This window comes from Phytobacter massiliensis JC163, from assembly GCF_000321045.1.
Lineage (GTDB): Bacteria > Pseudomonadota > Gammaproteobacteria > Enterobacterales > Enterobacteriaceae > Phytobacter_A > Phytobacter_A massiliensis.
This window is the reverse complement of the sequence record NZ_HE578949.1, coordinates 221,993-248,493: the sequence shown is the minus strand read 5'-3', so window position 1 is coordinate 248,493 and position 26,501 is coordinate 221,993. Positions and strand designations below refer to the sequence as shown.

The following is a 26,501-nucleotide window of genomic DNA, read 5'->3' as shown; positions in this document are numbered from 1 at the left end:
AACCTGACAATATATTATTTTTTAGTACGCCGCGCTTAGTAATAAGAAAGCATGATTTTGCGCTTCGTTATAAAAATAAACAGTCATTCCCCCTGCATTATGCTGTCGCGTTAAAATCCCAGGCTATACTCATACTGTGGATGCGGTTAAAAACAGTTAAAAATTCATTCCCTATCCCCGCCTGCTACATATCAGATGCCTGCAATCGGTCATTGCAACAGTTATCACTTCAATATTGCTTGATATTGAATGAGCTTCCGCGCGCCCGGTATTTTCTTCCGCAGTGGTTATTTTCACTGCCGGGCCTTTTTTCTCGTTATTTATCAGGAGCTTTTTACGGCACGGCAAATTAACTAACCAACTGAATTTTAATGAAAAAACAAGTCACTCCATTACACCGGTAGAGATATTCTCTCTGCGCGGAGGCGAAACCATGGCTGTTTTTAATTCTTTCTGGCAGGCGGGTTATGAAGGTGCGGATCATATAAACCGAAACGGCGAAGCGCTGTCGATGAATGACAGCAATGGACACAGCGCCCGGCATTACGATGATTATCTGGCGCTCAGCGCATTTGATATTGCAACCGTTCGTGAAAGCGTCGGCTGGCGTATCGTTGAAAAAAATGGTGTGTTTGATTTTTCTTCGGTCGCGGAAAAAATGGCATCGGCAAAAAAAGCCAATATACAAATCTGCTGGACCTTTTGTCATTACGGCTGGCCGACAGATATCGATATATTTTCCGAAGCGTTTATCTTCCGCTTCGCTCGTTTATGCGGCGCGCTGGCCGCCTTTTTACGCCCCTGGTACGAGAACGCCCCGGTCTATTCGCCGGTCAATGAGATCTCCTTTACCAGCTGGGGCATCGCGGTAGGGCTCTTTCCCGCCTCCGCCGACGATCCCACCGGCGAGCGCAGCAAGCGGCAGCTGGTGCGCGCCAGCCTTGCGGCGTGCGACGCCATCTGGGCTGCCGATCCCAGGGCGCGCATTTTACATTGCGACCCGCTTATACACCTCATCGCCCCGGCAGACGACGCCGAACTGGCGCAACAGGCGGCAGGCTGGCACGAAGCGCAGTTTCAGGCGTGGGACATGCTGGCAGGCCGCATCGCGCCAGAGCTGGGCGGCGCGCCCCGCTATCTGGATGTGATAGGCGCGAACTACTATCACGACAACCAGTGGGAGTTCGGCAGCAATGCCCGGCTGTGGTGGCATCTGGGCGATCGGCGGCGAACGCGCCTGCATCTCATGCTTGAGCAGCTACAGCAACGCTATGCCCGCCCTATTTTACTGGCGGAAACCAGCCACGTCGGCAGCGGGCGCGGCGCGTGGATAACCGATGTCGCCCAAGAGGTGGCGCAGGCGCGGCTGGTGGGGGTCGAGATTACCGGGATCTGCCTCTATCCCATTATCGACAGGCCCGACTGGGATAACAGCGCCCACTGGAATCAATGTGGCTTATGGGATCTCGCGCCGGATGCCGATGACCCCTTTCGCCGAAAACTCGACGTTGTTTATGCCCATGCCCTCAGGCGCGCCCAGCAAATGCTGGCCCATTTCCTCAGGTTGTCAGAGCGACCTTCTTCCATCAATGGAGAGCGACACGTTATGAAAGAGATCTATGTTTTTAGTCATTTGCGCTGGGACTTTGTCTTTCAACGTCCTCAACATTTGATGACGCGCCTGGCGCAGCATTACGCTATTACTTTTATTGAAGAGCCGCTGTTCTCGGCGGGCGAGCCGGGGCTTAAAGCAACCCATCCCGCCCCCAACATAACGGTGATCCAGCCCCACACCCCCGTTGAGGCAGGCGGTTTTCACGACGGGCAGATAGCCTGGCTGCAACCGATGCTGGCAGAGCTGGAGCGGCAGGATGACGCCCCGATTGTCTGGTTCTATACCCCGATGGCGCTGCCGCTGTTGAAGGTCTTTCCTGCAAGCGTCGTGGTATATGACTGCATGGATGAGCTGGCGGCCTTTGATAAAGCGCCGCGTCAGCTTTTACAGCGCGAATCGGCGCTGCTGGCCCGCGCTGATATTGTCTTTACCGGCGGGCCAAGCCTGTATGAAGCGCGAGCCGGTCGGCACCGCAACGTACACTGCTTCGCCAGCAGCGTTGACGCGGTTCATTTCGAGCAGGCGCTGGACCGCGCCAATCGCCACCCGCTAATGGACGACATCCCGCATCCACGGCTGGGATACTACGGCGTCATTGATGAGCGTATGGACCTGGCGCTGATTGCCGCCGTGGCGGACGCGCGCCCCGAGTGGCAGATTATTATGGTCGGCCCGGTGGTGAAAATCGATCCGGACAGCCTGCCCCGGCGTGACAACATCCACTATTTCGGTATGCAACCCTATCAGGCCCTGCCGCAGTTTCTTGCCGGCTGGGACGTCTGCCTGATGCCGTTTGCCCTCAATCAGTCCACCCGCTTTATCAGCCCGACCAAAGTGCTGGAGTACATGGCCGCGCAGCTACCCGTGGTCAGCACCGCCATTACCGATGTTGAAAAACCCTACGGCCACGTCGTCGCCATCGCCCGCGATCCCGCCGGTTTTATTGCCGCCTGCGACACGGCGCTGGCGTTAACGCCGCAGCAACTGGAGGCACAGCAGGCCATTATGAAAGCGATCGTCGCGCAAACCTCATGGGATCGGACGGCGCAGCATATGTATGAAGAGATCGAAAAAACACGCCTTTCGCACGACCAGCAGACGATAATGCCCGTTACCGATGCCCTGGAAACCTCTGACACGCCGGTGTTGCGCCTTACCGCGCCGCAGGTCGCTGCCAGCCCGGCGCGCTGCCTGATACTCGGCGCCGGGCCAACGGGGCTTAGCGCCGCCTATCACTACGGCGAAGGGGCAACGCTGCTGGAGCGCAACGAGAGCGTCGGCGGCCTGTGCCGATCCGTAACCGATAAAGGCTTCACCTTCGACTATGCCGGGCACATTATGTTCTCTAACGATCCTTATGTGCTTGATCTCTACGATCTGCTGCTGGGGGATAATGTGCACTGGCAGATGCGCGAGGCGTGGGTCTACACCGACGGCGTTTACACTCGCTACCCCTTCCAGGGCTCGCTGTACGGCCTGCCGCCAGAGGTGATTAAAGAGTGTATTCTCGGCGCGGTTGAGGCGCGCTACGGCAAAGCGGACGCCGCGGACCAACCGCAGGAGGGTGTCGGGGTCTGCCATACCGACTGCTGCGCCGACGGCGCGGTGCCTGATTTCACCAGCGCCGGGGCGGCGAACCAGGAAAAAAGCGAGAGTTTCGAATCCTTTATCTACCAGACCTGGGGAGCGGGTATCGCCCGGCACTTTGCCATTCCTTACAACCGTAAGCTGTGGACGGTTCCGCTCTCTGAGATGGAGACCTCCTGGCTGGGGGGACGCGTGCCGCTGCCCGACCTCTCGCAAATTATTGAAGGCGCGCTCTCCGTCACCGACAAGCCGATGGGGCCGAATGCCCGCTTTGGCTACCCGCTAGAAGGGGGGTTTCAGGCGCTGATGAACGGCTTTCTGCCCCATATTAAAGGTACGGTGGAAACCGGCGCCGACGTGAAGCACCTCAATATCCATCAGCACCTGGTCACCCTCGCCGACGGGCGGCAGTTCAGCTATGAAAATATGATAAGTACCCTGCCGCTACCGGCCCTGATTCGCCTGATTGGCGATGACGCCCCTTATGATATCCAGGCCGCCGCGCGCGGGCTGCGTCATGTCTCCGTCCGCTGCGTAAACCTGGGGATAGGCCGGGCGAACCTGACCAATAAACACTGGATTTATTACGCCGGTAAAACGGTCTTTCACCGGGTATTTGTGCAGGGTAACGCCAGCCCGCTGTGCAATCCGCCCGGCGGCTGCGGCCTGACCTGTGAGATTACCTATTCACCGGACAAACCCCTGCCCGCAGACGGGCAGCAGCTTATCGACCGCTGCATCCGCGAGTGCATTGAGGTGGGGCTGATTACCGCCGAAGACGAGGTGCTCGTCGCCAACCAGATAGATATCCCCTGTGCCTACGTGATTTACGACCACAACCGTAAGAAAAACGTTGAGACAGTACGCAAGTGGCTGCTGCAACAGGATATCACCCTCGCCGGACGCTATAGCGAGTGGGAGTATTACAACTCCGATCACGCGTTTATCGCTGGAAAAGTGGCGGCGGAAAAAGTCAAAAGCCGCGCCTGGCGGTACTCCGGCTCGTGAGGGCGCGTTTAGCGGCGCGGTGAAAAGGTGCGGTAGCGATACTGCACCTGTTCGCGCGCCGCTTCGGCGCTGGCGGCATAGCCCGTGCCCCACCAGCCGTATAGCGCGGCGCCGAGCACCGTCGTTTCGGCGTCATCCAGCACCTTAACGGGTATACCGAGCGCATCGGCCTTCATCTGGTTCCACAGCGTATTGCGGCTACCGCCGCCAACCAGCAGCAGCTCGCGGGCGTGAAAACCGCCGATACGCTCCAGCTGCCTGAGGTTGTCGGCAAGCGTCGAGGTCAGGTGCTCCAGCGCCGCGCGCATAAAATGACCGCGCGTCGTGTTGAGGGTCGCCCCCTGCCACCCCGCGCCGTTGAGCAGTTGCCCGCCCATACGTAAACCGTCACAGCCTGCCGTCACGTCGCCCGCTTCGGCAATGATATCCGGCCAGGGCGTTTGCGCCGTCCAGAAAAGCCCCCTCACCCACTCCAGCACCCCGGAAGCGAGATATTGCATCCCCGGGTTAAACAGCCCTGCCGCGCTATCCAGTTCGCAGGTTGATCCTGGCGTTGACGCCAGCAGCCCGGTATCTACCTGCTGGCTTCTTACCATCAGGATCTCCCAGGTTCCGGAGGAGAGCACCGGCTGGTTATGCCCTGCCCCGGAGCCAAAGAGGGCGAACTGAGTATCGTGACCGGTAGCGATAACCGGCAACCCCGCCGGCAGCCCCAGCGCCTGCGCAACCTGCGGTTGCAGTTGCCCCACCCGTTCACCGGGTCTGACCACGGGCGGGAACAGGTGCGCAGGCAGCGCGCACCGGGTAAGGATGTCTTCGCTAAACTCGCCGCGGGCGATCTCCAGCAGCTCACCGGTGCCCGCCATGGTCAGGTCGGTAGTAAACGCGCCGGTTAAGCGCTGGTTGATAAGCGACGAAATAAAAAGCCACGCGTGCGCCTGCTCAAAAACCCGCGGCTGATGTTGCGCCAGCCAGCAGAGCTTGTAGAGAGTATTAAACGAAAAGGCTCCCACACCGCTTAGCGTTTGCCGCTCCCGCTGCGAAATCACCGCTTCCAGGCGTTGCATCACCGCAAGGGTGCGCGGACATTTCCAGCTGATAACCGGGTAAAGCAGTTTGCCGCGGGCATCCACCAGCGCGCCGTCAACGCCGAAGGTCGTCACCGTCAGCCCGGCGATAGCATGCCCCTCAAGCGCGCTGACTACCTCCCGGCAGCAGGTGGCCAGGCGCTGCATGATCCGCTCAAACGGCCACTGCTGCCACTGCGGGTTTTCTTGCGCCGGTTCACTGGCGTTAGCGACCGAAGCGCGGGCAATTATCTGCCCCTGTTGAGTGAGCGCCATGGCCCGCACATTGGTGGCACCGCAATCCAGCACGATAAAACACGGTGGTTTCATAACCGCTCCTTCAAATGCCGGGCGCACCAGGCTGCCCGGCGACACTATTAGCGCTTATACAACGGTCCGTAGTTCTGACAGGCGCGATAATCCTGCCCTTCGCTATCCATCCCGTGAGCCGACCAGGCGGAAGGGCGATAGATCTGTTCCGGTTCGACGTTATGCATGCAGACCGGGATACGCAGCATCGCGGCAAGCGTAATGAAATCGGCCCCTACATGCCCCACCGTCAACACGCCGTGGTTCGATCCCCAGTTCGCCATCACCGACCAGACGTCGCGGAACGCGCCCTCGCCGGTAAGACGCGGCGCAAACCAGGTGGTCGGCCAGGTGGAGTCGGTACGCTGGTTAAGAATATTGTGCACCTCTTCCGGCAGTTCAACGCTCCAGCCTTCGGCAATCTGCAGTACCGGCCCAAGCCCTTTAATCAGGTTTATCCGGGAGAGAGTAAACGGCACCCCGCCCTGAGTGAGGAAGCTCGACGAGAAGCCGCCGCCGCGAAAGTACTCATGAATAGCCGGGCACCAGCGCGTCGCGGCCAGGCACGCTTCCGCCTCCTGCTCGCTAATTTGCCAGTGGGGCTTGAGGGTCGGTTGCCCTTCGGCATCCAGCTGGCGCGCCGTGCCGTCAAGGGCGGCAGAGCCGGAGTTAATCAAATGGATGATGCCGTGTTCCGCCAGCCCGCTTAATGACTGGCCGCTCACCCGCTTAACCGACTCGGGAGACCAGAAGGTACGCACATCGGCAAACACCTGGGCGGTTCCGGTAAGCAGATGCCCGAACAGCATCGCTACGCCGTTCAGGCTGTCGTTCTCGGTGGCGACAATCATCGGCTGGCGAATGCCGTTCCAGTCAAACGAACTGTTGAGCAGTGCTTCGGCGGTGTCGCCGTTAGGGTAGTGATCGGTCCAGTGGCGCTGGCCCTGGAAACCTGCGGCAATGGCGTTATACCCCAGCGACTCCTCCACCCGCTCTTTCCCGGCCAGTTTGGGATTGCCCTGCATCATGTCGCGGATACATATCGCCATCAGCAGGCTTTCACGCAGAATTTCACGGCTTTGCCCGGCGTTGCGTTGGTACTGAGGCGCGTTTTTATCTTCACCGTAGCGGAATTTCTCATCGGCCCAGGACAGCGCCAGCGCCAGCTCCTCTTCGTCGTAGATCTGCTGGTCCATCCGTCGCCGTAGCTCGGTCATATCCACCGACTGCACCTTCATCCCCAGCCAGGATTCAAAGAAATCGTGATCGACAATCGACCCCGCAATCCCCATAGACACGCCGCCGAGCGACAGGTAGCTTCTGCCCTTCATGCTGGCAACGGCGAGCCCGGCGCGGGCAAAGCGCAGCAATTTCTCCGCCACGTCTTCTGGGATAGCACTGTCCCCTGCATCCTGCACGTCGTTGCCGTAGATGGAAAACGCGGGAATGCCCTTCTGGTTATGCGCCGCCAGCGCCGCCGCCAGGTAGACCGCGCCGGGGCGTTCCGTGCCGTTAAATCCCCAGATAGCCTTTGGACGCAGGGGGTCCATATCAATGGTTTCGCTGCCATAACACCAGCATGGGGTCACGGTGATGGTGAGCCCGACATGGTGGGTGCGAAATTTTTCATCGCAGGCGGCGGCTTCCACCATGCCCGCGATGCAGCTGTCGGCGATAACACACTCCACCGGCTCGCCGCAGGCATGGCGCAGGTTTTCGCTCAGTAGCGCCGCGGTAGCGCGCGCCATATTCATGGTCTGATCTTCCAGGGATTCACGCACGCCCAACCGACGGCCATCAATAGCCGGACGAATACCGATGCGCGGTAATGCCGCTTTGTAGTTCATTGCCACTCCTTATGTTTCATTGCCGCTGCCGCCGAACCGCTTTGCCCGGCGCGATGATAAAGCTCGCTGAATGTTGCTAACTCGAATTAGCATAAGTAGCAAAGAACTCATGCCACAATATTTTTTCCTCCGGAGTGTGATGACATTCACGACATACGGTTAAAATTCGATCGGCGTCAAATAAATGTTCTAGCCATCGTTTTTTCTTATCTTTATTTCTCAATGCATTACGCGATCGCCCCTGCTTGCCTTCACACTTTCGTTAAAAAGCGATTGGCGAAAAGGCCGCGCTAAAATAGCTTTTAGCTATGAAAGCTAATTCGAGTTAGCATTTTCGCAAAAATTATGATTGATTGAGGGTGAGGGGCGAAAACGGCCCCGAAATAACCCGGCAATAACCAGGGAAGAAATAGCGGTAAGCACAAGGCAAGTAGCGAAAAACATTAAAAGGCCATTGGGGAATCAAGCGAGGATTCTATGTCAGTCACATCTGAACCAATACAGAAACCGGTCATGAAACAGTTGGGCTTACCCTCTTCTTTTCTGCTTCTTGGCGCGTCATTAGTATTTATCATATTAGGCTATACGCTATTAGAAATTAAGCTGGAGGCGCTGCTGTGTATTACGGCGGTGTTTATCTCGTTCGTTGCCATGTGGCTTGGCCACACCTTTCAGGAAATTATCGACGAGATTGTCCATAAATTTGCTCAGGCGCTACCGTCATTAATGATTGTGATGTGCGTTGGCGGGGTTATTGGCGTCTGGATGAGTTCCGGCACGATTCCCTATTTAATCACCATCGGTCTGAAAATTATCAACCCGCAGTATATTGTGGTTATTACTTTTCTGGTCACCAGCATTGTTGCGACCTGTACGGGCACCTCCTGGGGGGCGGCAGGCACCATTGGCGTTGCGTTAATGGGCGTGGCGCACGGTCTTGACGCTAACCTTGCGGCGGTTGCCGGGGCCGTGGTGGGCGGGGCCTATTTTGGCGATAAAATCTCTCCGCTGAGCGGCTCTTCAAACTTTGCCGCTATCGTCAACAACCTCGATCTTTACGAACATATCAAGCACTTGTGCAAGACCACTATTCCGGCCTGGCTTATCTCGGCGGCGGTCTATTTCGTGATTGGCCTTAATACCGGCGCGACCTCCGGCAGTATTGATTCCGCTCAGCAGACGGTTAATCAAATTAATCAGCTTTATCACACTCACTGGATTCTGGCGGTACCTATTTTTATCGTACTGGCCGGCGCGCTGATGAAAAAACCGGTTATTCCTGTACTGCTGTTTGCAACCGCTATTTCCATCGCTATTTCTTATTTCACCCAGGGTATCGGGATTATTGAAAATCTGAATATCTGGGTGTCCGGTTTTAGCGTCAGTACCCTCACCGCACAGCCGGAAGCGGTGCCGGAGACAATCCGCAACCTGCTGGAGCGCGGCGGCGTGGCTTCGATGATGCCGCTGATTCTGGTCATCCTGTGCGCCTTCTCCTTTGCCGGCCCCCTTTCGCTGACTCAGGCGCTGGATACCATCATCAATTATTTCACCCGCATAGTAAAAAGCGCGGCGGGGCTGATTTTCTCTACCATTGCCGCCTGCGTCGCGCTAATTGCCGCTACCGGAAATAACAACATCGCCTGTTTGCTACCGTCAGAGTTATTCCGTAAAGCGTTCGAGAATAATGGCCTGCACCGTAAAAACATCTCCCGCACCGTAGAAGATGCGGCCACCGTTATTGAGCCGTTAATTCCCTGGACGGCAGCCGGTGTCTTTATGGCGGCAACCCTTGGCGTTCCCACCCTGGATTATGCGCTGTGGGCCGTGCAGTGTTATGCCGGTCTGATTATTGCCGGGTTCTACGCTATCACCGGAATATGCATTGCCAAAACAGATGCTCACGAAACGAATGGAGAGTTAGTCAATGAAAAATAAAACCTATCAACCTGAGTGGAGCAGTCTGGATAGCCGGGAAATGCCGCAGTGGTATAACGACGCGAAGTTCGGCATTTTTATTCACTGGGGCGTCTTTTCTGTTCCGGCATGGCGCAAAATTGATAATTCCCTGTTCGGATCGTATGCCGAATGGTACTACGCCAGCGTTTACGGGCAGTACCGTAATAACGATGATGATTTCCATGAGAAACATTATGGTAAGGATTTTCTGTACCGCGATTTTGCCCCGCAGTTTAAAGCCGAGCTTTTTCAACCCGACGCCTGGGCTGAACTGTTTAAAGCGTCGGGGGCCAAATACGTAGTGCTGACCACCAAACATCACGATGGCTTTTGCCTGTGGCCAACGCAGAACCGGCATAAAAAGAACTGGAACAGCGGCGATACCGGCCCCCGCCGCGATCTGCTGGGCGACATTACCCGGGCGGTACGCGACAACGGCCTGCGAATGGGCATCTACTACTCCATCATTGAGTGGGAAACCAACTGGAGCCATCGCGCGGAGGGGGGCTATTTTGTGCCGCAGCGCGACCGGGAAAAATTCGGTATTCCCGAAAAAGCGTATCCGGACGAAATCCTTATCCCCCAGCTTAAAGAGCTGGTGCAAAATTATCAGCCGTGCCTGATTTTTTCCGACGGCGGCGAGTGGGATCTCAGCGAAGAGTACAGCCAGACGAAACCGTTCCTCTCATGGCTCTATAACGAAGCGCCCAATAAAGACGAAGTGGTGGTCAATGACCGCTTCTTTAAAGGAATGCCGGGGGAACACGGCGATTACTACAGCACCGAATATAACGATAAAGAGGGCTTCGGCGAGCATCATCCCTGGGAAGAGAGCCGCGGCATTGGTAAATCCTACGGCTTTAACCGCGCGGAGCAGCTGGAGGATTACTGTACCTCTCAGGAGCTGATTAACCAGCTTATTGGCATCGTCTCCAAAGGCGGTAACTTCCTGCTCAATGTCGGGCCGACCGCAGACGGACGTATCCCTACTCTGCAACAGGAGCGTCTGCGCGATATTGGCCGCTGGATGGCGGTAAACGGCGAAGCGATTTATGGTAGCGATGTCTGCACCCGCCTGCACTGCGCGGATGAACAGAGCGCCCTGACCAGCGTGGGGGAGACCGATTATCTCATCACGACCCGCTGGCCGACCGAAACGCTGCGCCTGCGGCTGGTGGACGGCGCAGCGCCGGTCAGCTGTACGCTGCTGTGCAAAGAGACGCAGCTGCCGGTGCCGTTCGAAATTGAAGAGGGACATCTCATTGTGCACCCAGTCCCCTGGCAGTTCGATCGCGGCCTGGAGTACGCTTACACCTTCAAATTGAGTCGTTAATAGTGTGGTAATGGACGGGAGCGAGGTGCCGGGAAGATGGCAAAAACCGTAGAACAGATAGCCAACGAGCTGAATTTATCCGTGACCACGGTACGTCTGGTGCTAAGCGGCAAGGCGGATCAGTACCGAATCAGCGTGAAAACCCAGGCGCGCATTAACGCGCATGTTGAGCGCTATGGTTATACGCTGAACCATTCCGCCCGCAGCCTTAAGCTTAACAAGACCGATACGCTCGGCCTGATCGTTCCGAATATCTCCAACGTCTTCTTCGCCACGCTGGCGGAGAAGCTGGAGCTGCGCTGTCGCCGGGCGGGCTACCAGCTGGCGATCAGCTGCTCTTATAACGATGTGGATTATGAAAACCAGCTGGTCCACGCGCTGATGGCGCGCAACGTTGACGGCTTGTTTATCGCCCCCTCTTCACTGGAAAATCAGCAACACCACCTGCGGCTGGTAAAAAAGCCGCTGGTGCTGCTGGACCGCGACTTTCGCTTCACCGATAACGCCCTGGTTGAAAGTAATAACGTCGACGGGGGCGAGACGCTGACCCGCAGCCTGCTGGAGGCGGGGGAATCCCCAGTCTGGTTTCTGCTGGGCGACACCGCCCTGCCGAGTATCAACGATCGTCTGCAGGGTTATCTTAACGCGCTGCGCCAGGCGGGTATTCACCACCGTGACTGGGTATGCGAAGGCCCGGAAAACACCCCAGAGGAGGGGCATCGGCTGATGTCGCAGCTGATGGAGACCCACGACACGCCCAGGGCGTTTATCGCCTCCTCGCTGCCGGTGCTGGAAGGGGCGATTCGCGCCATCCGCGACAGGCTGGGCGTGGTGCCGGTTGAGGTCAACATTGGCACCTTCGATGAACACCCGATGCTGGGCTTTCTCGCCAACAATGTCTGGTCAATGCAGCAGGACGAAAACAGCTGGGCGGAAAAGGCCTTTGCGGTGATGGAAAGCGCCATTGACGGCCAGCCGGTCAGGGAGACCATTCGCGTCGATATGAAGCTTATCAAGCGCAGCCGCCCTTAAAGAAAGCCAGTACAGATACCAGGCGACTGAATCCACGGCAGGATTCAGCGCCCCCCTTTGCCCTACGAAACCGGAGAAAAAATGGAACGATCGCAGATTGCCCAGGAGATCATCGAAACCTGTCTGGAGATGACTCGCCTCGGGCTTAACCAGGGCACAGCCGGGAATATCAGCGTCCGTTACCAGGACGGCATGTTGATAACCCCCACCGGCGTGCCTTATGAAAAGCTCACCGAAAGCCAGATTGTGTTTGTCGACGCGCAGGGCCGCCATGAGGAGGGTAAGCTGCCCTCCAGCGAATGGCGCTTTCACCAGGCGGTCTATCAAGCCCGGTCCGATGCCAGGGCGGTGGTACATAACCACGCGGTACATGCGACGGCGGTCTCTATTCTTAACCGCGCTATACCCGCCATTCACTACATGATTGCCGCCGCCGGAGGCAACTCTATCCCCTGCGCGCCCTATGCGACCTTTGGCAGCAAGGCGTTGTCTGAACATGTTGCCGCGACCATACGCGACCGGAAAGCGATTTTACTGCAGCATCACGGTATGATTACCTGCGAGTCGACGCTGGAAAAAGCGCTGTGGCTGGCGCAAGAGGTGGAGGTGCTGGCGAAGCTCTATCTGACCACGCTCGCGGTGGTCGACCCGGTGCCGGTTCTCTCTGATGAAGAGATCGCCATTGTGCTGGAGAAATTCAAAACCTACGGTCTGCGCGTCGAAGCATAACCCACAGCCAGCAAGGCGGCATCCGCCCCTTGCTGGCGGACAATCAATAACAATTTACACCTTCGTAATATCTCCTAAACAAACATCTGTTTACCCCGCTTATCACCCCGCCTAAACTATGGCCTGCATAATGACTGAGGTGGTGATGAACGATTACAAAATGACGCCAGGGGAGTTGCGCGCAACCTGGGGTTTAGGGACTGTTTTCTCCTTGCGCATGCTCGGCATGTTTATGGTCCTGCCCGTTCTGACCACGTACGGCATGGCGCTACAGGGCGCCAGCGAGGCGCTGATTGGCCTGGCAATTGGTATTTACGGCCTGGCGCAGGCGATTTTTCAGATTCCGTTTGGCCTGCTGTCTGACCGCGTCGGGCGTAAGCCGCTGATCGTCGGCGGGCTGGTTATCTTTGTGGCGGGCAGCATTATCGCCGCCCTTTCCGACTCGATCTGGGGCATCATTCTGGGCCGTGCGTTACAGGGTTCCGGGGCGATTGCCGCCGCGGTAATGGCGCTTCTCTCTGATTTAACCCGCGAGCAGAACCGCACCAAAGCGATGGCCTTTATCGGCGTCAGCTTCGGCATTACCTTTGCTATCGCGATGGTACTGGGGCCGATTATCACCCATAAGCTGGGGCTGCATGCGCTGTTCTGGATGATTGCCGCGCTGGCCACGGCGGGTATCGCCCTCACGCTGTGGGTGGTGCCTGATAGCCCTCATCACGTTCTGAACCGCGAGTCCGGCATGGTGAAGGGCTGCTTTAGCAAGGTACTCGCCAGCCCCAAACTGCTCAAACTTAACTTCGGCATTATGTGCCTGCACATTTTGCTGATGTCGACCTTTGTCGCGCTGCCCGGCCAGCTTGAGGCCGCCGGTTTCGCCGCCGCCGACCACTGGAAGATCTATCTGGTTACGATGCTGGTGTCGTTTGTTTCGGTAGTGCCGTTTATTATTTACGCCGAAGTGAAACGCCGCATGAAGCGTGTTTTCCTCTTCTGCGTCGCCTTGCTGTTAATTGCGGAGATCGTCCTGTGGGGCGCGGGGCCGCACTTCTGGGAACTGGTGCTGGGGGTACAACTTTTCTTCCTCGCCTTTAACCTGATGGAGGCGCTGCTTCCCTCGCTTATCAGTAAAGAGGCCCCGGCGGGCTATAAGGGCACGGCGATGGGAATCTACTCCACCAGCCAGTTTCTTGGCGTGGCGATCGGCGGCTCGCTTGGCGGCTGGGTCGACGGCTTTTTTGATTCGCAAACCGTCTTTCTGGCAGGCGCGCTATTGTCGATGGTCTGGCTACTGGTCGCCAGCACCATGCAGGAGCCGCCCTACGTCAGCAGCCTGCGCATCGCCTTGCCTGAAGATGTGGCCCCGGACGCCTCCCTGCGCCAGCGCCTGCTGGCAGCCGAAGGGGTAAGTGAAGCGCTGGTCGTTGCCGATGAGCGCAGCGTCTATGTGAAAATCGACAGCAAAGTGACAAACCGCTTCGCCGTCGAACAGGTGATTAATGAGGCGTAAAGAGCGCCAGAGTTCCCGGATGTGGCGCTGCCTTATCCGGGACGTCTGTTAATCGCGGAAGTTCTTGAACTGGAACGGCTGCCCAAGATTACCGCCGCGCACCAGCGCCATGACCGACTGCAGATCGTCACGGGATTTACCCGTTACGCGAATCTCTTCCCCCTGAATCTGCGCCTGCACCTTCAGCTTGCTGTCTTTAATCAGCTTGACGATTTTCTTCGCAATCGCCCCGTCGATTCCCTGCTTAAGTTTTGCTTCAACAAACCAGGTTTTGCCGCTGTGGACGAATGTCTCAGGAACATCAATAGACGTGCCTTCGATACCCCGTTTTAACAGCTTCGCGCGCAAAATATCCAACAGTTGATTGACCTGAAAATCCGACTCGCTGAGCACTTTGATTGTTTTATTCGGCTCGTTGAGCTCAAAAGTGGCTTCAACGTTGCGAAAATCGAAGCGGGACTCCACTTCACGGCTTGCGTTTTCAACGGCGTTGCGGACTTCCTGCAGATCAACCTCGGAAACAATATCAAAAGATGGCATCTTTTCTTCTCCCTCACTGTGTATTGCGATGCATAATACCCGCAACCAAGCATAACTCAACTTGTAATGGTCAGGTGCGCCGCCAACGGCGCTATACTGAATCCAGTCACGCCTGGCGCAGTTGCAGGTGAGGAGGAATAATGAAAATTACCGTACTCGGATGCGGCGCGCTGGGGCAACTGTGGTTGACCGCTCTGTGCAAGCATGGCCACGAGGTACAGGGCTGGCTGCGGATTGCGCAGCCCTTTTGCAGCGTGAATCTTGTTGAAGAAGATGGCTCCATTTTTAATGAATCGCTGACGGCCAACGACCCTGAATTCCTGGCCAGCAGTGATTTACTGCTGGTAACGCTTAAAGCATGGCAGGTTTCCGATGCCGTCAAAACGCTTTGCGCCACGCTTCCCGCTTCTACGCCGATTTTACTTATCCATAACGGCATGGGCACCATTGATGAGCTTAAATCGCTGCCACAGCCTTTGCTGATTGGCACGACGACACACGCAGCCCGCCGCGATGGCAACGTGATTGTTCACGTCGCCAGCGGGATAACCCATATCGGCCCGGCGCGGCAGCAGGACGGCGATTTCAGCTATCTTGCCGACAGCCTGCAGGAAGTGCTGCCGGATGTCGCCTGGCACAACACTATCCACCCGGCGCTATGGCGCAAGCTGGCGGTCAACTGCGTTATCAATCCCCTTACCGCCCTGCACAACTGTAAAAACGGCGAACTGCGTGATTTTCCGGCGGAGATCAGGTTAATCACTCAGGAAGTGGCGGCGGTCATTGAACGGGAAGGCTACCATATTTCAGTGGAAGATTTGCTGGACTACATTTATCAGGTTATTGATAACACAGCGGATAATGTCTCCTCTATGCTGCAGGACATCCGCGCTCTGCGTCACACCGAATGTGACTATATTACCGGCTATCTGCTGCGGCGCGCCCGCGCCCACGGCATCGCCGCGCCGGAAAACGCCCGTCTGTTTGATTTAGTAAAACGTAAGGAGAGTGAGTATGAGCGTCTCGGCTCTGGTTTGTCTCGCCCCTGGTAGCGAAGAGACCGAAGCAGTCACCACCATCGACCTGCTGGTGCGCGGCGGTATCAACGTGACCACCGCCAGCGTCGCCAGCGATGGCAATCTGACGATAACCTGTTCGCGCGGCGTCAGGCTGCTGGCGGACGCGCCGCTGGTGGAAGTGGCCGACGGCGATTATGACGTCATTGTGCTGCCCGGCGGCGTAAAAGGCGCGGAGTGTTTCCGCGACAGCCCCCTGCTGGTAGAGACCGTGCGCCAGTTTCACCTCTCCGGGCGCATCGTAGCCGCCATCTGCGCGGCGGCGGCCACCGTGCTGGTGCCGCACGATCTGTTTCCCATCGGCAACATGACCGGCTTCCCGGCGCTGAAAGAGGGTATTCCGCCGGAACAGTGGCAGGACAAACGGGTTGTCTGGGACCCCCGCGTCAACCTGCTGACCAGCCAGGGGCCGGGCACGGCCATCGACTTCGGCTTGAAGATTATCGACCTGCTGGTCGGGCGGGAAAAAGCGCATGAAGTCGCCTCGCAGCTGGTGATGGCGGCGGGCATTTATAACTATTACGAAGGCTAAACCATGCGGCGGGCATCGCGCCCGCCGCTATAATCTCTACAGATGTTGTTTGATAAACGCGCTAATTTCCTCTCGCGGGTAGTCCGGTAACGTAACCGGGATCCATAAGAATCCTGATGCTTCCATGATGATATAGTCATGGTTATCGCCACTGTGCAGGGCTGTCACTTTGCTCCATGCTAAAAATAGAGTTGAGCAATTATCAGCATGAATGCATTTTATTCCGCGGTCCGTCAGTTCAAGGAGATACCCATGTCGAATGGCGTCATTTGTTGTATACAACAGGCGTGCCCAGCGTTTGAGATGCCGGGTCGCTGATATTCTTACCATTACGGCCCCCGCAATATAGCAGGCTACCAGCAGGGATAAGGCTTCGGTATTGTAGAGAAAAAAGAGGTAGTCATCTTTTTGACCATCTGACGCCCACCCTATAATACGCAGCTGATATTTGCCGTTATAGAATGACACCAGCAAAGCAAGCAGCAGCCACGCAACGAATACCGTAATAATAAACAGCGGTAATCGGCCCAGGCGACGGCGTTCGGCCATTGCCGACCGCGTTAAACGCGATCCCCGTAAATAATCGGCAAAAGAGAGCGAGTTCGCGGGTACGCTAATTGAAAAACGCACGTTATCTTCACGTGCGTGCGCAGTTGCATTTTCCATGTGTACAACATCCTTGTTGAGTTTTATTTAAGGCCGGTACACCTTCACATTGCTGAACCCCTGTTCGCGCAGATAGAGCGCCTGCAGGCGGCTCATCACCCCACGCTCGCACCACAGCAGCCAGGTTTTGTTCTGGTCGAGGTCGCCAAACTTAGTGCTCAGCTTATAGAACGGCAGCGACACCACGTCGATGCCCTCTACCGCCAGCGGCTTGTCGTCCTGCTCGTCGATAGAACGAATATCCAGGATCACATCGTTGGGGCCAAAACCGCTTACCGTTTCAACTTCCACGACCGTTTCACTGGTCTGGGCGGCGATATCACGAATATCGATATTGGACGCCTCTTCTACCACCCGGTCGAGAATGGCGAAATCGAAGTTTTCCTCTTCGGCTTCAATTCTGGCCTTCACGGCTTTCACCGTTGGGCTTTTTGAAATCACACCGCAATATTCCGGCATCGTGCGGGCAAAATCTTCGGTGCCGATCTCACGCGCCAGGTTGATGATGTGCTCTTTATCGTGAGAGATAAGCGGGCGCAGAATCAGGGTGTCGGAGACATTGTCGATCAGACGCAGGTTGGTCAGCGTCTGGCTGGAGACCTGGCCCAGCGCCTCGCCGGTCACCAGCGCCTGCACGCCGTAGCGTTCAGCCACTTTTGACGCTGCGCGCACCATCATGCGCTTAAGCACCACGCCCATCTGGCCGTCGTCCACCTTTTCGAGGATTTCGCCTACCACCGGCTCAAAGTTGATGGCGACGAAACGCACACGGTGCGAGCTGCCAAAGCGGTTCCACAGATAGTGCGCAACCTGGCGCACGCCGATTTCATGGGCCGCGCCACCGAGGTTAAAGAAGCAGTAGTGCACGCGGCAGCCGCGACGCATCAGCATATAGCTGGAGACACCGGAGTCGAAACCGCCGGAGATGAGCGACAGCACATCTTCCTGGGTGCCGATAGGGAAGCCGCCGATACCTTCGTAACGTCCCTTCACCAGCAGCAGACGGTCATCTTCAATCTCCAGATTGACCGTGACGTCCGGGTGCGTCAGCTTCACGCGCGCCGATTCAACATGCTGATTCAGGCCGCCGCCCACGTAGCGTTCTACTTCAATCGAACTAAACTCATGTTTGCCGCGACGTTTAACGCGTACGCAAAACGTTTTACCCTCGATCTGCTCGCGGTACTGCGCCAGCGCTTTTTCGAAGATGTCGTGCAGGGAGGTGAAAGGCACATCTTCCACTTCCAGAATATGGTGAATCCCCGGAATGCGGGTCAGGGCGTCGCGAATGGCCAGGCGCTGATTCTCATCTTTCGCGCGGACTTCGATATGGTCCCAGTGGCGGACAACGGCAAGCGTCTCATCGTGATTTTTGAGGACGTTGCGAATATTCCCGGTAAGAATTTTAATAAAGCGCAAACGCACAGATTGGCTTTTGATGGTGATTTCCGGGAACAATTTAATGATAAACTTCATGGCGGCAATGGTTCGTTGATGAGCCCGGGAGGGCTGATAATGGAAAAGAGTACTGCAGCCCATAGTCACAAAATCATTCAACATGCTTCGCGGCTGCATCCAGGCGCGCAAGTATACCACCATCGCGGATTTCCTGTGCACTTTGCATGACCATTGCGCGTTATTTGCTAAGCGCCGCGACTTCGCTACCATAACGTAGCCAGTTTCAATAAGAGTCAGACATTCACTATGCCAAAGAAAAACGACGTACCCGCCAGCTTCGAAACATCGCTCAACGAGCTGGAAAAGATTGTTACCCGCCTGGAAAGCGGCGACCTGCCTCTTGAAGAGGCGCTCAACGAGTTCGAACGCGGCGTGCAGCTGGCGCGCCAGGGGCAGGTGAAACTCCAGCAGGCGGAGCAGCGCGTACAAATTTTGCTGTCGGACAATGACGAGGCGCCGCTTACGCCGTTCACGCCGGATAACGAATAAATGGATTTCAACCAACAGCTACAGGCCTGCGTCGAACAGGCCAACGATGCCCTGCGGCGCTTTATCGCTCCCCTTCCCTTTCAGAACACTCCGCTGGTCGAGGCGATGCAATACGGCACACTATTAGGCGGTAAACGTCTGCGCCCGTTTCTGGTCTACGCCACCGGCGGCATGTTCGGCGTAAGCCAGGAGACGCTGGACGCCCCCGCAGCGGCAGTGGAGTGCATTCACGCTTATTCGCTTATTCATGACGACCTGCCGGCGATGGACGATGACGATCTGCGTCGCGGCCTGCCGACATGCCACGTTAAATTTGGCGAAGCGAACGCAATTCTCGCGGGCGACGCGCTGCAAACGCTGGCGTTTACTATCCTTAGCGATGCGCCGATGTCCGATGTGGCCGCCGAAGACCGTCTCGCGATGATCCGCGAACTGGCGATGGCCAGCGGCGCGGCAGGCATGTGCGGCGGCCAGGCGCTTGATCTCGCCGCCGAAGGTCAGCAGGTGGATTTACAGGCGCTTGAACGCATCCACCGCCACAAGACCGGCGCGCTGATTCTGGCAGCGGTAAGAATGGGCGCGCTGAGCGCTGGCGAGGCTGGCCGCCAGTGGTTGCCGGTACTCGACCGATATGCGCAAAGTATTGGCCTAGCATTCCAGGTACAGGATGACATACTGGATGTTGTCGGCGATACTGCAACGCTTGGCAAACGTCAGGGGGCCGATCAGCAGCTCGGCAAAAGTACCTATCCTGCTTTGCTGGGTCTTGAGCAAGCCCGAACAAAAGCCCGCGATCTGATTGCCGACGCACGTCACTCACTCGATCAACTGGCTGCGCAATCACTGGATACGACGGCACTGGAAGCACTGGCGAACTACATAATCCAGCGTGATAAATAAACTAACAATGATGCTGATTAGTTTGGTTTGCAGAGGCGTGGAAAAGCCTCTGCGGCAAAAACTATGATAAGCACGATGAGTCTCTGATGAGTTTTGATATAGCCAAATACCCGACGCTGGCGCTGGTCGATTCCACTCAGGATTTGCGCCTGTTGCCCAGGGAAAACCTGCCGAAGCTGTGTGACGAACTGCGCCGCTATCTGCTCGACAGCGTGAGTCGTTCCAGCGGCCACTTCGCCTCCGGGCTTGGCACGGTGGAGCTGACCGTAGCGCTGCATTATGTCTACAACACCCCGTTCGATCAGCTGATCTGGGACGTGGGCCACCAGGCATACCCGCACAAAATTCTCACCGGTCGCCGCGACCGGATAGATACCATCCGGCAGAAGGATGGCCTGCACCCGTTCCCGTGGCGCGGAGAAAGCGAATATGACGTGCTGAGCGTGGGCCACTCTTCGACCTCCATCAGCGCCGGGATAGGTGTTGCGGTAGCGGCGGCGAAAGAAGGCAAACAGCGCCGCACCGTCTGCGTGATTGGCGACGGCGCGATCACCGCCGGGATGGCCTTTGAAGCAATGAACCACGCCGGGGATATTCGCCCCGATATGCTGGTGGTGCTTAACGATAATGAGATGTCGATTTCCGAGAACGTCGGCGCGCTCAATAATCACCTGGCGCAGCTGCTTTCCGGCAAGCTCTACTCCACCCTGCGTGAAGGCGGCAAAAAAGTCCTCTCCAACGTGCCGCCCATCAAAGAGCTTATCAAGCGTACCGAGGAGCACATCAAAGGCATGGTCGTGCCGGGCACGCTGTTTGAAGAGCTGGGCTTTAACTATATCGGCCCGGTTGACGGCCATGACGTGCTGGGGCTGGTGCATACCCTCAAGAATATGCGCGGTCTGAAAGGCCCGCAGTTCCTGCATATCATGACCAAAAAAGGGCGCGGCTACGAGCCTGCGGAAAAAGACCCTATCACTTTCCATGCGGTGCCGAAATTCGATCCTACCAGCGGCTGCCTGCCGAAAAGCAGCGGCGGTATGCCCAGCTACTCTAAAATTTTCGGCGACTGGCTGTGCGAAACTGCCGCCAGCGACAACAAGCTGATGGCAATCACCCCGGCGATGCGCGAAGGCTCCGGGATGGTGGCGTTTTCCAAAAAATACCCCGATCAATACTTTGACGTGGCGATTGCCGAACAGCACGCGGTAACCTTTGCCGCCGGGCTGGCGATTGGCGGTTATAAGCCGGTGGTGGCAATCTACTCGACTTTCCTGCAGCGCGCCTACGATCAGGTGATCCATGACGTGGCGATTCAGAAGCTGCCGGTGCTGTTCGCTATCGACCGCGCCGGGATCGTCGGCGCGGATGGTCAGACCCATCAGGGGGCGTTTGATATCTCCTATCTACGCTGCATCCCGGGCATGGTCATCATGACCCCCAGCGACGAGAATGAATGCCGCCAGATGCTCTACACCGGCTATCACTACCAGGACGGTCCGAGCGCGGTGCGTTACCCGCGCGGCAACGCGCTGGGCGTACCGCTTGAGCCGCTGGCCTCCCTGCCGATTGGCAAAGGGGTGGTGAAACGCGAAGGTGAAAAAGTAGCGATCCTGAACTTCGGTACCCTGCTACCGGAAGCGGCCAAAGCGGCAGAAGCGCTCAATGCTACGCTGGTGGATATGCGCTTCGCTAAGCCGCTGGATGAGGCGCTGATCCTCGACCTGGCGGCACGGCATACGTCGCTGGTCACGCTGGAGGAGAACGCGATTATCGGCGGCGCGGGCAGCGGCGTTAACGAGGTGCTGATGGCCAGTCGCAAGCCGGTGCCGGTGCTCAACCTCGGCCTGCCTGACTTCTTCATTCCGCAGGGGACTCAGGAAGAAGCCCGTGCCGATCTGGGGTTTGATGCTACCGGCATCGAGGCGAAGATCCGGGGCTGGCTCGCATAACCTCCCCTTTCCCTCCTGCTATGATTAAGAGTCACGTTTTTAATCATAAGCAGGAGTGGACCCATGCAATACAACACGTTAGGAAAAACAGACCTTAAAGTTTCCCGCCTTTGCCTGGGTTGTATGACCTTTGGCGAGCCTGACCGGGGCAACCACGCATGGACGCTGCCGGAAGAGAGCAGCCGTCTGCTTATTCAGCACGCGCTCAACGGCGGCATTAACTTCTTCGACACCGCCAACAGCTATTCCGACGGCAGCAGTGAAGAGATTGTCGGCCGCGCGCTCCGTGACTTTGCCCGCCGGGAAGATGTTGTTGTTGCCACCAAAGTCTACTATCCCTCCGGCACGTTGACCGAGGGCCTCTCCCGCGCTCAGATCATGCGCTCTATTGATGACAGCCTGCAACGTCTGGGTATGGACTACGTAGATTTGTTGCAGATTCACCGCTGGGACTACAACACGCCGATTGAAGAGACGCTGGAGGCGCTGAACGACGTGGTGAAAGCCGGTAAGGCGCGCTATATCGGCGCATCATCCATGCATGCGCACCAGTTTGCTCAGGCGCTGGCGCTACAGGAACAGAATGGCTGGGCCCCCTTCGTCACCATGCAAAACCATTACAACCTCATCTACCGTGAAGAGGAGCAGGAGATGCTGCCGCTGTGTTACAAAGAGGGCGTGGCGGTGATCCCCTGGAGCCCGCTGGCGCGCGGACGCCTGACCCGCCCGTGGGGGGAAACCACCGCGCGGCTGGTCTCGGACGAAGTGGGCAAAAAGCTCTATAACGACAGCGACGAAAACGACGCGCAGATTGCAGAACGGTTAGGCGGCGTCGCCGAAGAGCTTGACGCCACCCGCGCTCAGGTGGCGCTGGCCTGGCTGCTGAGCAAACCGGGCGTTGCCGCGCCGATTATTGGCGCATCCCGTGAAGAGCAGCTTGATGAGTTGTTACAGGCGGTAGACCTGACGCTCAAACCGGAACAGCTCGCCGAACTGGAAACGCCCTATAAGCCGCACCCGGTAGTCGGCTTTAAATAAGGCACGTAACCGGATGCGCTGCCATGACTATCAGTCCGGAGAAGCGCAGCGCATCCGGGATTAAATAATGCCTATCGGCCAGTGATGACCAATAAAATAGAGCACGCCCGCTGAAATAACTCCGGCGACGATATCGTCCACCATAATCCCCATACCGCCATGCACGTTACGGTCGAACCAGCGGATAGGCCACGGCTTCCACATATCAAGGATACGGAAAATCACAAACCCGGCGGCGACCCACTGCCAGTCGTTGGTGGGCAGCGCCATCAGGGTTATCCACATGCCGATAAATTCATCCCAGACGATACTGCCGTGGTCGTGCACGCCCATATCTTTCGCCGTCTGATGGCAGAGATAAACCCCGAGGCTGATGCCCAGCATCACCACCAGCGAATAGAGCTGCCAGGGTAAAAAGGTCATCGCATACCAGAAGGGAATCGACGCCAGCGAACCCATCGTACCGGGAACGACAGGGCTTAAGCCACTGCCGAACCCCGTCGCCAGCAGATGCCAGGGGTTGCTCATTTTCAGGCGGCTTTTGGCGATATCTTTAGAGCGCGGCAAAATGGTCATATCCTTTTAAGTCCAGAGCTACCGGTTTACCGTCGCGGCTAAAGCTAAGCCCGTCCACATCGGCGCTCATCTGGCCGATACAGGTCACCGACGCGCCCAGGTGAGCGATAGCGACATCCAGCGCCCCCCGGTTCAGCTCCGGTACGGTAAAACAGAGTTCATAATCCTCGCCGCCGGAAAGCGCCCAGCGCAGCGCCTGCTCCGGCTCCACGTGCCGCGCCATCTCAGCGGAGTACGGCAGCAGGTCCAGATCGATACGCGCGCCGCAGCCGCTGGCGTTCACAATATGCCCCAGATCGGAAATCAGCCCGTCAGAAAGATCGATAGCAGCGCTGGCAAGGCTTCTGAGCGCCTGACCATGCAAAATACGCGGCGTCGGGCGTACATGGCGCTTCACCAGATAACCGGCATCAGCCGGATCGGCCACGCGCAGTCGATGCTGTAAAATAGCCAGCCCGGCGGCGCTGTCGCCTGGCGTACCGGTGACATAGATCCAGTCGCCCGGCTTCGCGCCGCTGCGCTTTAACGCCCGTCCGTTCGGTACATAGCCATGAATACCCAGCGTCATCGACAGCGGGCCACGGGTGGTATCGCCGCCGATAAGCTGCATATCGTAATATTCCAGCTGCTCAAACAGGCTGTCGCTGAATGCCTTAAGCCAGTCTTCGTCGACTTCCGGCAGCGTTAACGCCAGCGTCAGCCACGCGGGATCGGCGCCCATCGCCGCCAGATCGCTCACGTTAACCGCCAGCGCTTTGTACGCCAGATCGGCGGGATCGATATCAGGAAGAAAGTGAATGCCCGAAACCAGCGTATCGGTACTGATAGCCAGCGTCTGCTTTTCAGGAATATTGAGTAGCGCGCAGTCATCGCCGATGCCGGTTTCCACATCACGACGCGAACTTGTTACCCGATCAAAATAACGGGCAATCAGAGAGAATTCGCCGCATGCCATACGTTATGCCTCAGCAAAGAAAAGAAAAAAGCCGGATCGAGCGCGTCCTAAACGCGCCCGGCTCCGGCTTACGGATCATTTTTTGTGGGGGCGGATCGCGGGGGCGGCTTTATCAAGCACGCCGTTGACAAATTTATGGCTGTCTTCTGCGCCGAAGGTTTTCGCCAGTTCGATCGCTTCGTTAATCGCAACTTTGTAAGGCACATCATCACGTTTGGACAGTTCAAACAGCGCAATACGCAGCACCGCTTTTTCGACCTGGCCCAGCTCTTCAAGCTGACGGGACAGGTACGGCTTCATCAGGCCGTCGAGATACGCGCTGTTAGTCGCCACCCCGCTCAGCAGTTCACGGAAGTACAGAACGTCGACATCTTTGACGTCCTGTTCCGCCAGGAACTGGTATTCAACATCAGCGATGTCGTTCTGGGACAACTGCCAGGAGTAAAGCGCCTGGACGGCACACTCACGGGCGCGGCGACGAGCAGCAGGTTTCACGGAATTCCCCTTACAAAAATCAGCCTTTAATGGCTTTCAATACATTAATCATTTCAAGCGCGGTCAGTGCGGCTTCCGCACCTTTGTTACCCGCTTTGGTGCCAGCGCGTTCGATGGCTTGTTCGATGCTTTCGGTAGTCAGCACACCAAAAGCGACCGGAATTTCACTGTCCTGGGCAACGTGCGCCAGGCCATTGCTGGCACCGCCCGCAACATATTCAAAATGCGCGGTGCCGCCACGGATAACCGTGCCCAGCGCGACAACAGCATCGTACTTGCCGGTTTTGGCAAGCGCGCCAGCGGCCAGCGGCAGTTCGTAGGCGCCCGGCACCCAGACGACGGTGATGTTGTCGTCTTTTACCTGACCGATACGTTTCAGGGCATCAACTGCGCCATCAAGCAGGCTGTCGTTGATAAAGTTGTTGAAACGGGCGATGGTAATCGCGACGCGAGCGTCAGGGGCTGCAACGTTTGCTTCAATAATGTTCATACTATTCCTTCACAGGTTCAGTTCGGCCCCCGCAGGGGGGCGGATTTTATCATATTATTCTACGCGCTGCTTCCCTTTTACAGCAGAGACTACGCGTGGGTAAGATGCAGACAGAGATCCGGCCCAACCTGCCGTATCTCATTGAATTTAAAAGAGGGCGCATCGGCCAGCGCCTCAAGCCCCGGCAGAATGCACAACCCTCTGGCATCCGCGCCGAGTAATTTCGGCGCCAGGTAGACGACCAGCTCATCCACCAGCCCGGCCTGCAGCAGCGCGCCCGCAAGGCTGGCGCCCGCTTCCACCCAGATACTGTTAATCTGCTGTTTGCCCAACAGCATCATCAGCGTGACCAGATCGGCCCGCCCTTTGTGCTCCGGCACGATAAGCTCGCGCACCGATTCAGGCCAGCGCCGTTCGTCGGCACGGGTACGGGCAAACCAGGTCTCCCCGGGCTGCTGTACCAGCGCATGCGTCGGCGTGACGCGATTCTGGCTGTCCACCACGATACGCACCGGCTGGCGCAGGTTCTCTTCGGGGTAGACGGCGTTAACGTCGTCGTTCAATTCGCTGCGCCGCACGGTCAGTTTCGGGTTATCCGCCAGCACGGTGGCGCTGCTGGTTAAAATAGCGTGGCTTTGGGCACGCAGACGCTGCACGTCCCGCCGCGCCTGCGGGGAGGTGATCCACTGGCTTTCGCCGCTGGCCATCGCCGTGCGCCCGTCAAGCGAGGCCCCCAGCTTGAGCTGTACGTAGGGAAAACCGGTGCGCATACGCTTGAGGAAGCCTTTGTTCAGCGCTTCGGCCTCCGCCATCATCAGCCCGTGGCTGACGGCTATCCCTTCCTGCTGCAAACGGTAGAGGCCGCGCCCGCCACCTGCGGGTTGGGGTCCTGCATCGCCGTGACTACCCGGGCGACGCCTGCGGCAATCAGCGCTTCGCAGCAGGGCGGCGTGCGGCCGTGATGACTGCATGGCTCCAGCGTCACGTATGCCGTTGCGCCGCGCGCCCGCTCCCCGGCCATACGCAGCGCGTGCACTTCGGCATGAGGCTCGCCCGCGCGAAGGTGAAACCCTTCGCCGACGATGTCGCCCTGATTGACGATAACGCAGCCGACGCTGGGGTTAGGGTGAGTGGTAAAACGCCCGCGCTGCGCCAGTTTTAGCGCTCGCGCCATGTAGATTTCATCCTGCATGGTTAATCCTGTAAGCGGGCGATCTCTTCGCCAAATTCGCGGATATCCTCAAAGCTGCGATAGACCGATGCGAAACGGACGTAGGCGACTTTATCGAGCTTTTTAAGCTGTTCCATCACCAGGTTGCCAATCATTTTACTGGGAACCTC

General features: G+C 57.3%; 22 protein-coding genes and 1 pseudogene. 12 read left to right on the top strand and 11 right to left on the bottom strand.

Annotation, left to right across the window (positions count from 1 at the left end):
- Positions 1-433 precede the first annotated feature (433 nt).
- Positions 434-4,210: an NAD(P)-binding protein gene (locus ENTHG_RS21100; RefSeq protein ID WP_044184607.1), complete on the top strand. Its 3,777-nt coding sequence runs from the start codon at positions 434-436 to the stop codon at positions 4,208-4,210.
- Between the two features lie 8 nt (positions 4,211-4,218).
- Here ENTHG_RS21100 and fucK read toward each other — a convergent pair whose 3' ends face one another.
- Together fucK and fucI are read right to left on the bottom strand one after the other, a co-directional pair.
- Positions 4,219-5,607: an L-fuculokinase gene (fucK, locus tag ENTHG_RS21095; RefSeq protein WP_044184604.1), complete on the bottom strand. Its 1,389-nt coding sequence runs from the start codon at positions 5,605-5,607 to the stop codon at positions 4,219-4,221.
- Between the two features lie 47 nt (positions 5,608-5,654).
- Entirely contained in the window at positions 5,655-7,433 is a 1,779-nt protein-coding gene (fucI, locus tag ENTHG_RS21090; RefSeq protein WP_044184601.1) for an L-fucose isomerase, read from the bottom strand.
- Positions 7,434-7,946: 513 nt separating this feature from the next.
- Here fucI and nhaC point away from each other — a divergent pair.
- From nhaC to ENTHG_RS21065, 5 genes are all read left to right on the top strand, one after another.
- Positions 7,947-9,371: a Na+/H+ antiporter NhaC gene (gene nhaC, locus ENTHG_RS21085; protein WP_044184600.1), complete on the top strand. Its 1,425-nt coding sequence runs from the start codon at positions 7,947-7,949 to the stop codon at positions 9,369-9,371.
- A complete protein-coding gene (locus tag ENTHG_RS21080; RefSeq protein WP_052332753.1) occupies positions 9,361-10,725 on the top strand; it encodes an alpha-L-fucosidase in 1,365 nt (454 codons plus the stop codon). The genes nhaC and ENTHG_RS21080 overlap by 11 nt, the downstream gene beginning before the upstream one ends.
- Positions 10,726-10,761: 36 nt before the next feature.
- A complete protein-coding gene (locus ENTHG_RS21075; protein ID WP_044184597.1) occupies positions 10,762-11,757 on the top strand; it encodes a LacI family DNA-binding transcriptional regulator in 996 nt (331 codons plus the stop codon).
- 81 nt (positions 11,758-11,838) lie between these two features.
- Entirely contained in the window at positions 11,839-12,486 is a 648-nt protein-coding gene (locus ENTHG_RS21070; RefSeq protein ID WP_044184594.1) for an L-fuculose-phosphate aldolase, read from the top strand.
- Positions 12,487-12,631: 145 nt separating this feature from the next.
- Positions 12,632-13,996 (top strand): MFS transporter, encoded by a 1,365-nt coding sequence (locus ENTHG_RS21065; RefSeq protein WP_044185163.1) that lies wholly within the window; start codon positions 12,632-12,634, stop codon positions 13,994-13,996.
- Between the two features lie 48 nt (positions 13,997-14,044).
- On the opposite strand, the gene ENTHG_RS21060 is transcribed toward ENTHG_RS21065, so the two are convergent.
- Positions 14,045-14,536 (bottom strand): YajQ family cyclic di-GMP-binding protein, encoded by a 492-nt coding sequence (locus ENTHG_RS21060; RefSeq protein ID WP_044184591.1) that lies wholly within the window; start codon positions 14,534-14,536, stop codon positions 14,045-14,047.
- A gap of 140 nt (positions 14,537-14,676) precedes the next feature.
- Between ENTHG_RS21060 and panE the strand changes: the two genes are divergently transcribed.
- Positions 14,677-15,588: a 2-dehydropantoate 2-reductase gene (gene panE / locus ENTHG_RS21055; protein WP_044184588.1), complete on the top strand. Its 912-nt coding sequence runs from the start codon at positions 14,677-14,679 to the stop codon at positions 15,586-15,588.
- Positions 15,551-16,144 carry a protein deglycase YajL gene (yajL, locus tag ENTHG_RS21050; protein WP_044184585.1) on the top strand — a complete coding sequence of 198 codons (594 nt, stop codon included), beginning with the start codon at positions 15,551-15,553 and terminating at the stop codon, positions 16,142-16,144. Before panE ends, yajL begins: the two co-directional genes overlap by 38 nt.
- A gap of 36 nt (positions 16,145-16,180) precedes the next feature.
- Here yajL and ENTHG_RS21045 read toward each other — a convergent pair whose 3' ends face one another.
- Together ENTHG_RS21045 and thiI are read right to left on the bottom strand one after the other, a co-directional pair.
- Positions 16,181-16,810 carry a hypothetical protein gene (locus ENTHG_RS21045; protein WP_044184582.1) on the bottom strand — a complete coding sequence of 210 codons (630 nt, stop codon included), beginning with the start codon at positions 16,808-16,810 and terminating at the stop codon, positions 16,181-16,183.
- A gap of 27 nt (positions 16,811-16,837) precedes the next feature.
- Positions 16,838-18,286 carry a tRNA uracil 4-sulfurtransferase ThiI gene (thiI, locus tag ENTHG_RS21040; RefSeq protein WP_044185160.1) on the bottom strand — a complete coding sequence of 483 codons (1,449 nt, stop codon included), beginning with the start codon at positions 18,284-18,286 and terminating at the stop codon, positions 16,838-16,840.
- A gap of 228 nt (positions 18,287-18,514) precedes the next feature.
- Between thiI and xseB the strand changes: the two genes are divergently transcribed.
- From xseB to ENTHG_RS21020, 4 genes are all read left to right on the top strand, one after another.
- The gene (gene xseB, locus ENTHG_RS21035) at positions 18,515-18,757 is read left to right on the top strand and encodes an exodeoxyribonuclease VII small subunit (protein WP_044184578.1); all 243 of its coding nucleotides are present in this window, start codon (positions 18,515-18,517) and stop codon (positions 18,755-18,757) included.
- Positions 18,758-19,657: a (2E,6E)-farnesyl diphosphate synthase gene (gene ispA, locus ENTHG_RS21030; RefSeq protein ID WP_044184576.1), complete on the top strand. Its 900-nt coding sequence runs from the start codon at positions 18,758-18,760 to the stop codon at positions 19,655-19,657. It begins immediately after the preceding gene.
- 86 nt (positions 19,658-19,743) lie between these two features.
- Positions 19,744-21,606 (top strand): 1-deoxy-D-xylulose-5-phosphate synthase, encoded by a 1,863-nt coding sequence (gene dxs / locus ENTHG_RS21025; protein ID WP_044184573.1) that lies wholly within the window; start codon positions 19,744-19,746, stop codon positions 21,604-21,606.
- Between the two features lie 63 nt (positions 21,607-21,669).
- Positions 21,670-22,644, top strand: coding sequence for an aldo/keto reductase (locus ENTHG_RS21020; protein WP_044184568.1), 975 nt, complete (start codon positions 21,670-21,672; stop codon positions 22,642-22,644).
- A gap of 60 nt (positions 22,645-22,704) precedes the next feature.
- Here the strand turns inward: ENTHG_RS21020 and pgpA are convergent, their stop codons facing one another.
- The 6 genes and pseudogenes from pgpA to ENTHG_RS20990 form a co-directional block, all read right to left on the bottom strand.
- A complete protein-coding gene (gene pgpA / locus ENTHG_RS21015; protein ID WP_044184566.1) occupies positions 22,705-23,220 on the bottom strand; it encodes a phosphatidylglycerophosphatase A in 516 nt (171 codons plus the stop codon).
- Complete coding sequence (thiL, locus tag ENTHG_RS21010) at positions 23,198-24,175, bottom strand: thiamine-phosphate kinase (protein WP_044184563.1); 978 nt, start codon at positions 24,173-24,175, stop codon at positions 23,198-23,200. Before thiL ends, pgpA begins: the two co-directional genes overlap by 23 nt.
- Positions 24,176-24,250: 75 nt before the next feature.
- Positions 24,251-24,670, bottom strand: coding sequence for a transcription antitermination factor NusB (nusB, locus tag ENTHG_RS21005; protein WP_044184560.1), 420 nt, complete (start codon positions 24,668-24,670; stop codon positions 24,251-24,253).
- A gap of 19 nt (positions 24,671-24,689) precedes the next feature.
- On the bottom strand, positions 24,690-25,160 hold the full coding sequence (ribH, locus tag ENTHG_RS21000; protein WP_044184557.1) for a 6,7-dimethyl-8-ribityllumazine synthase: 471 nt from the start codon (positions 25,158-25,160) through the stop codon (positions 24,690-24,692).
- Positions 25,161-25,249: 89 nt separating this feature from the next.
- Positions 25,250-26,352, bottom strand: a pseudogene (gene ribD, locus ENTHG_RS20995) (bifunctional diaminohydroxyphosphoribosylaminopyrimidine deaminase/5-amino-6-(5-phosphoribosylamino)uracil reductase RibD).
- Positions 26,353-26,354: 2 nt separating this feature from the next.
- A partial coding sequence (locus tag ENTHG_RS20990; RefSeq protein WP_044184554.1) for an ATP cone domain-containing protein occupies positions 26,355-26,501 on the bottom strand: 147 nt, incomplete at its 5' end.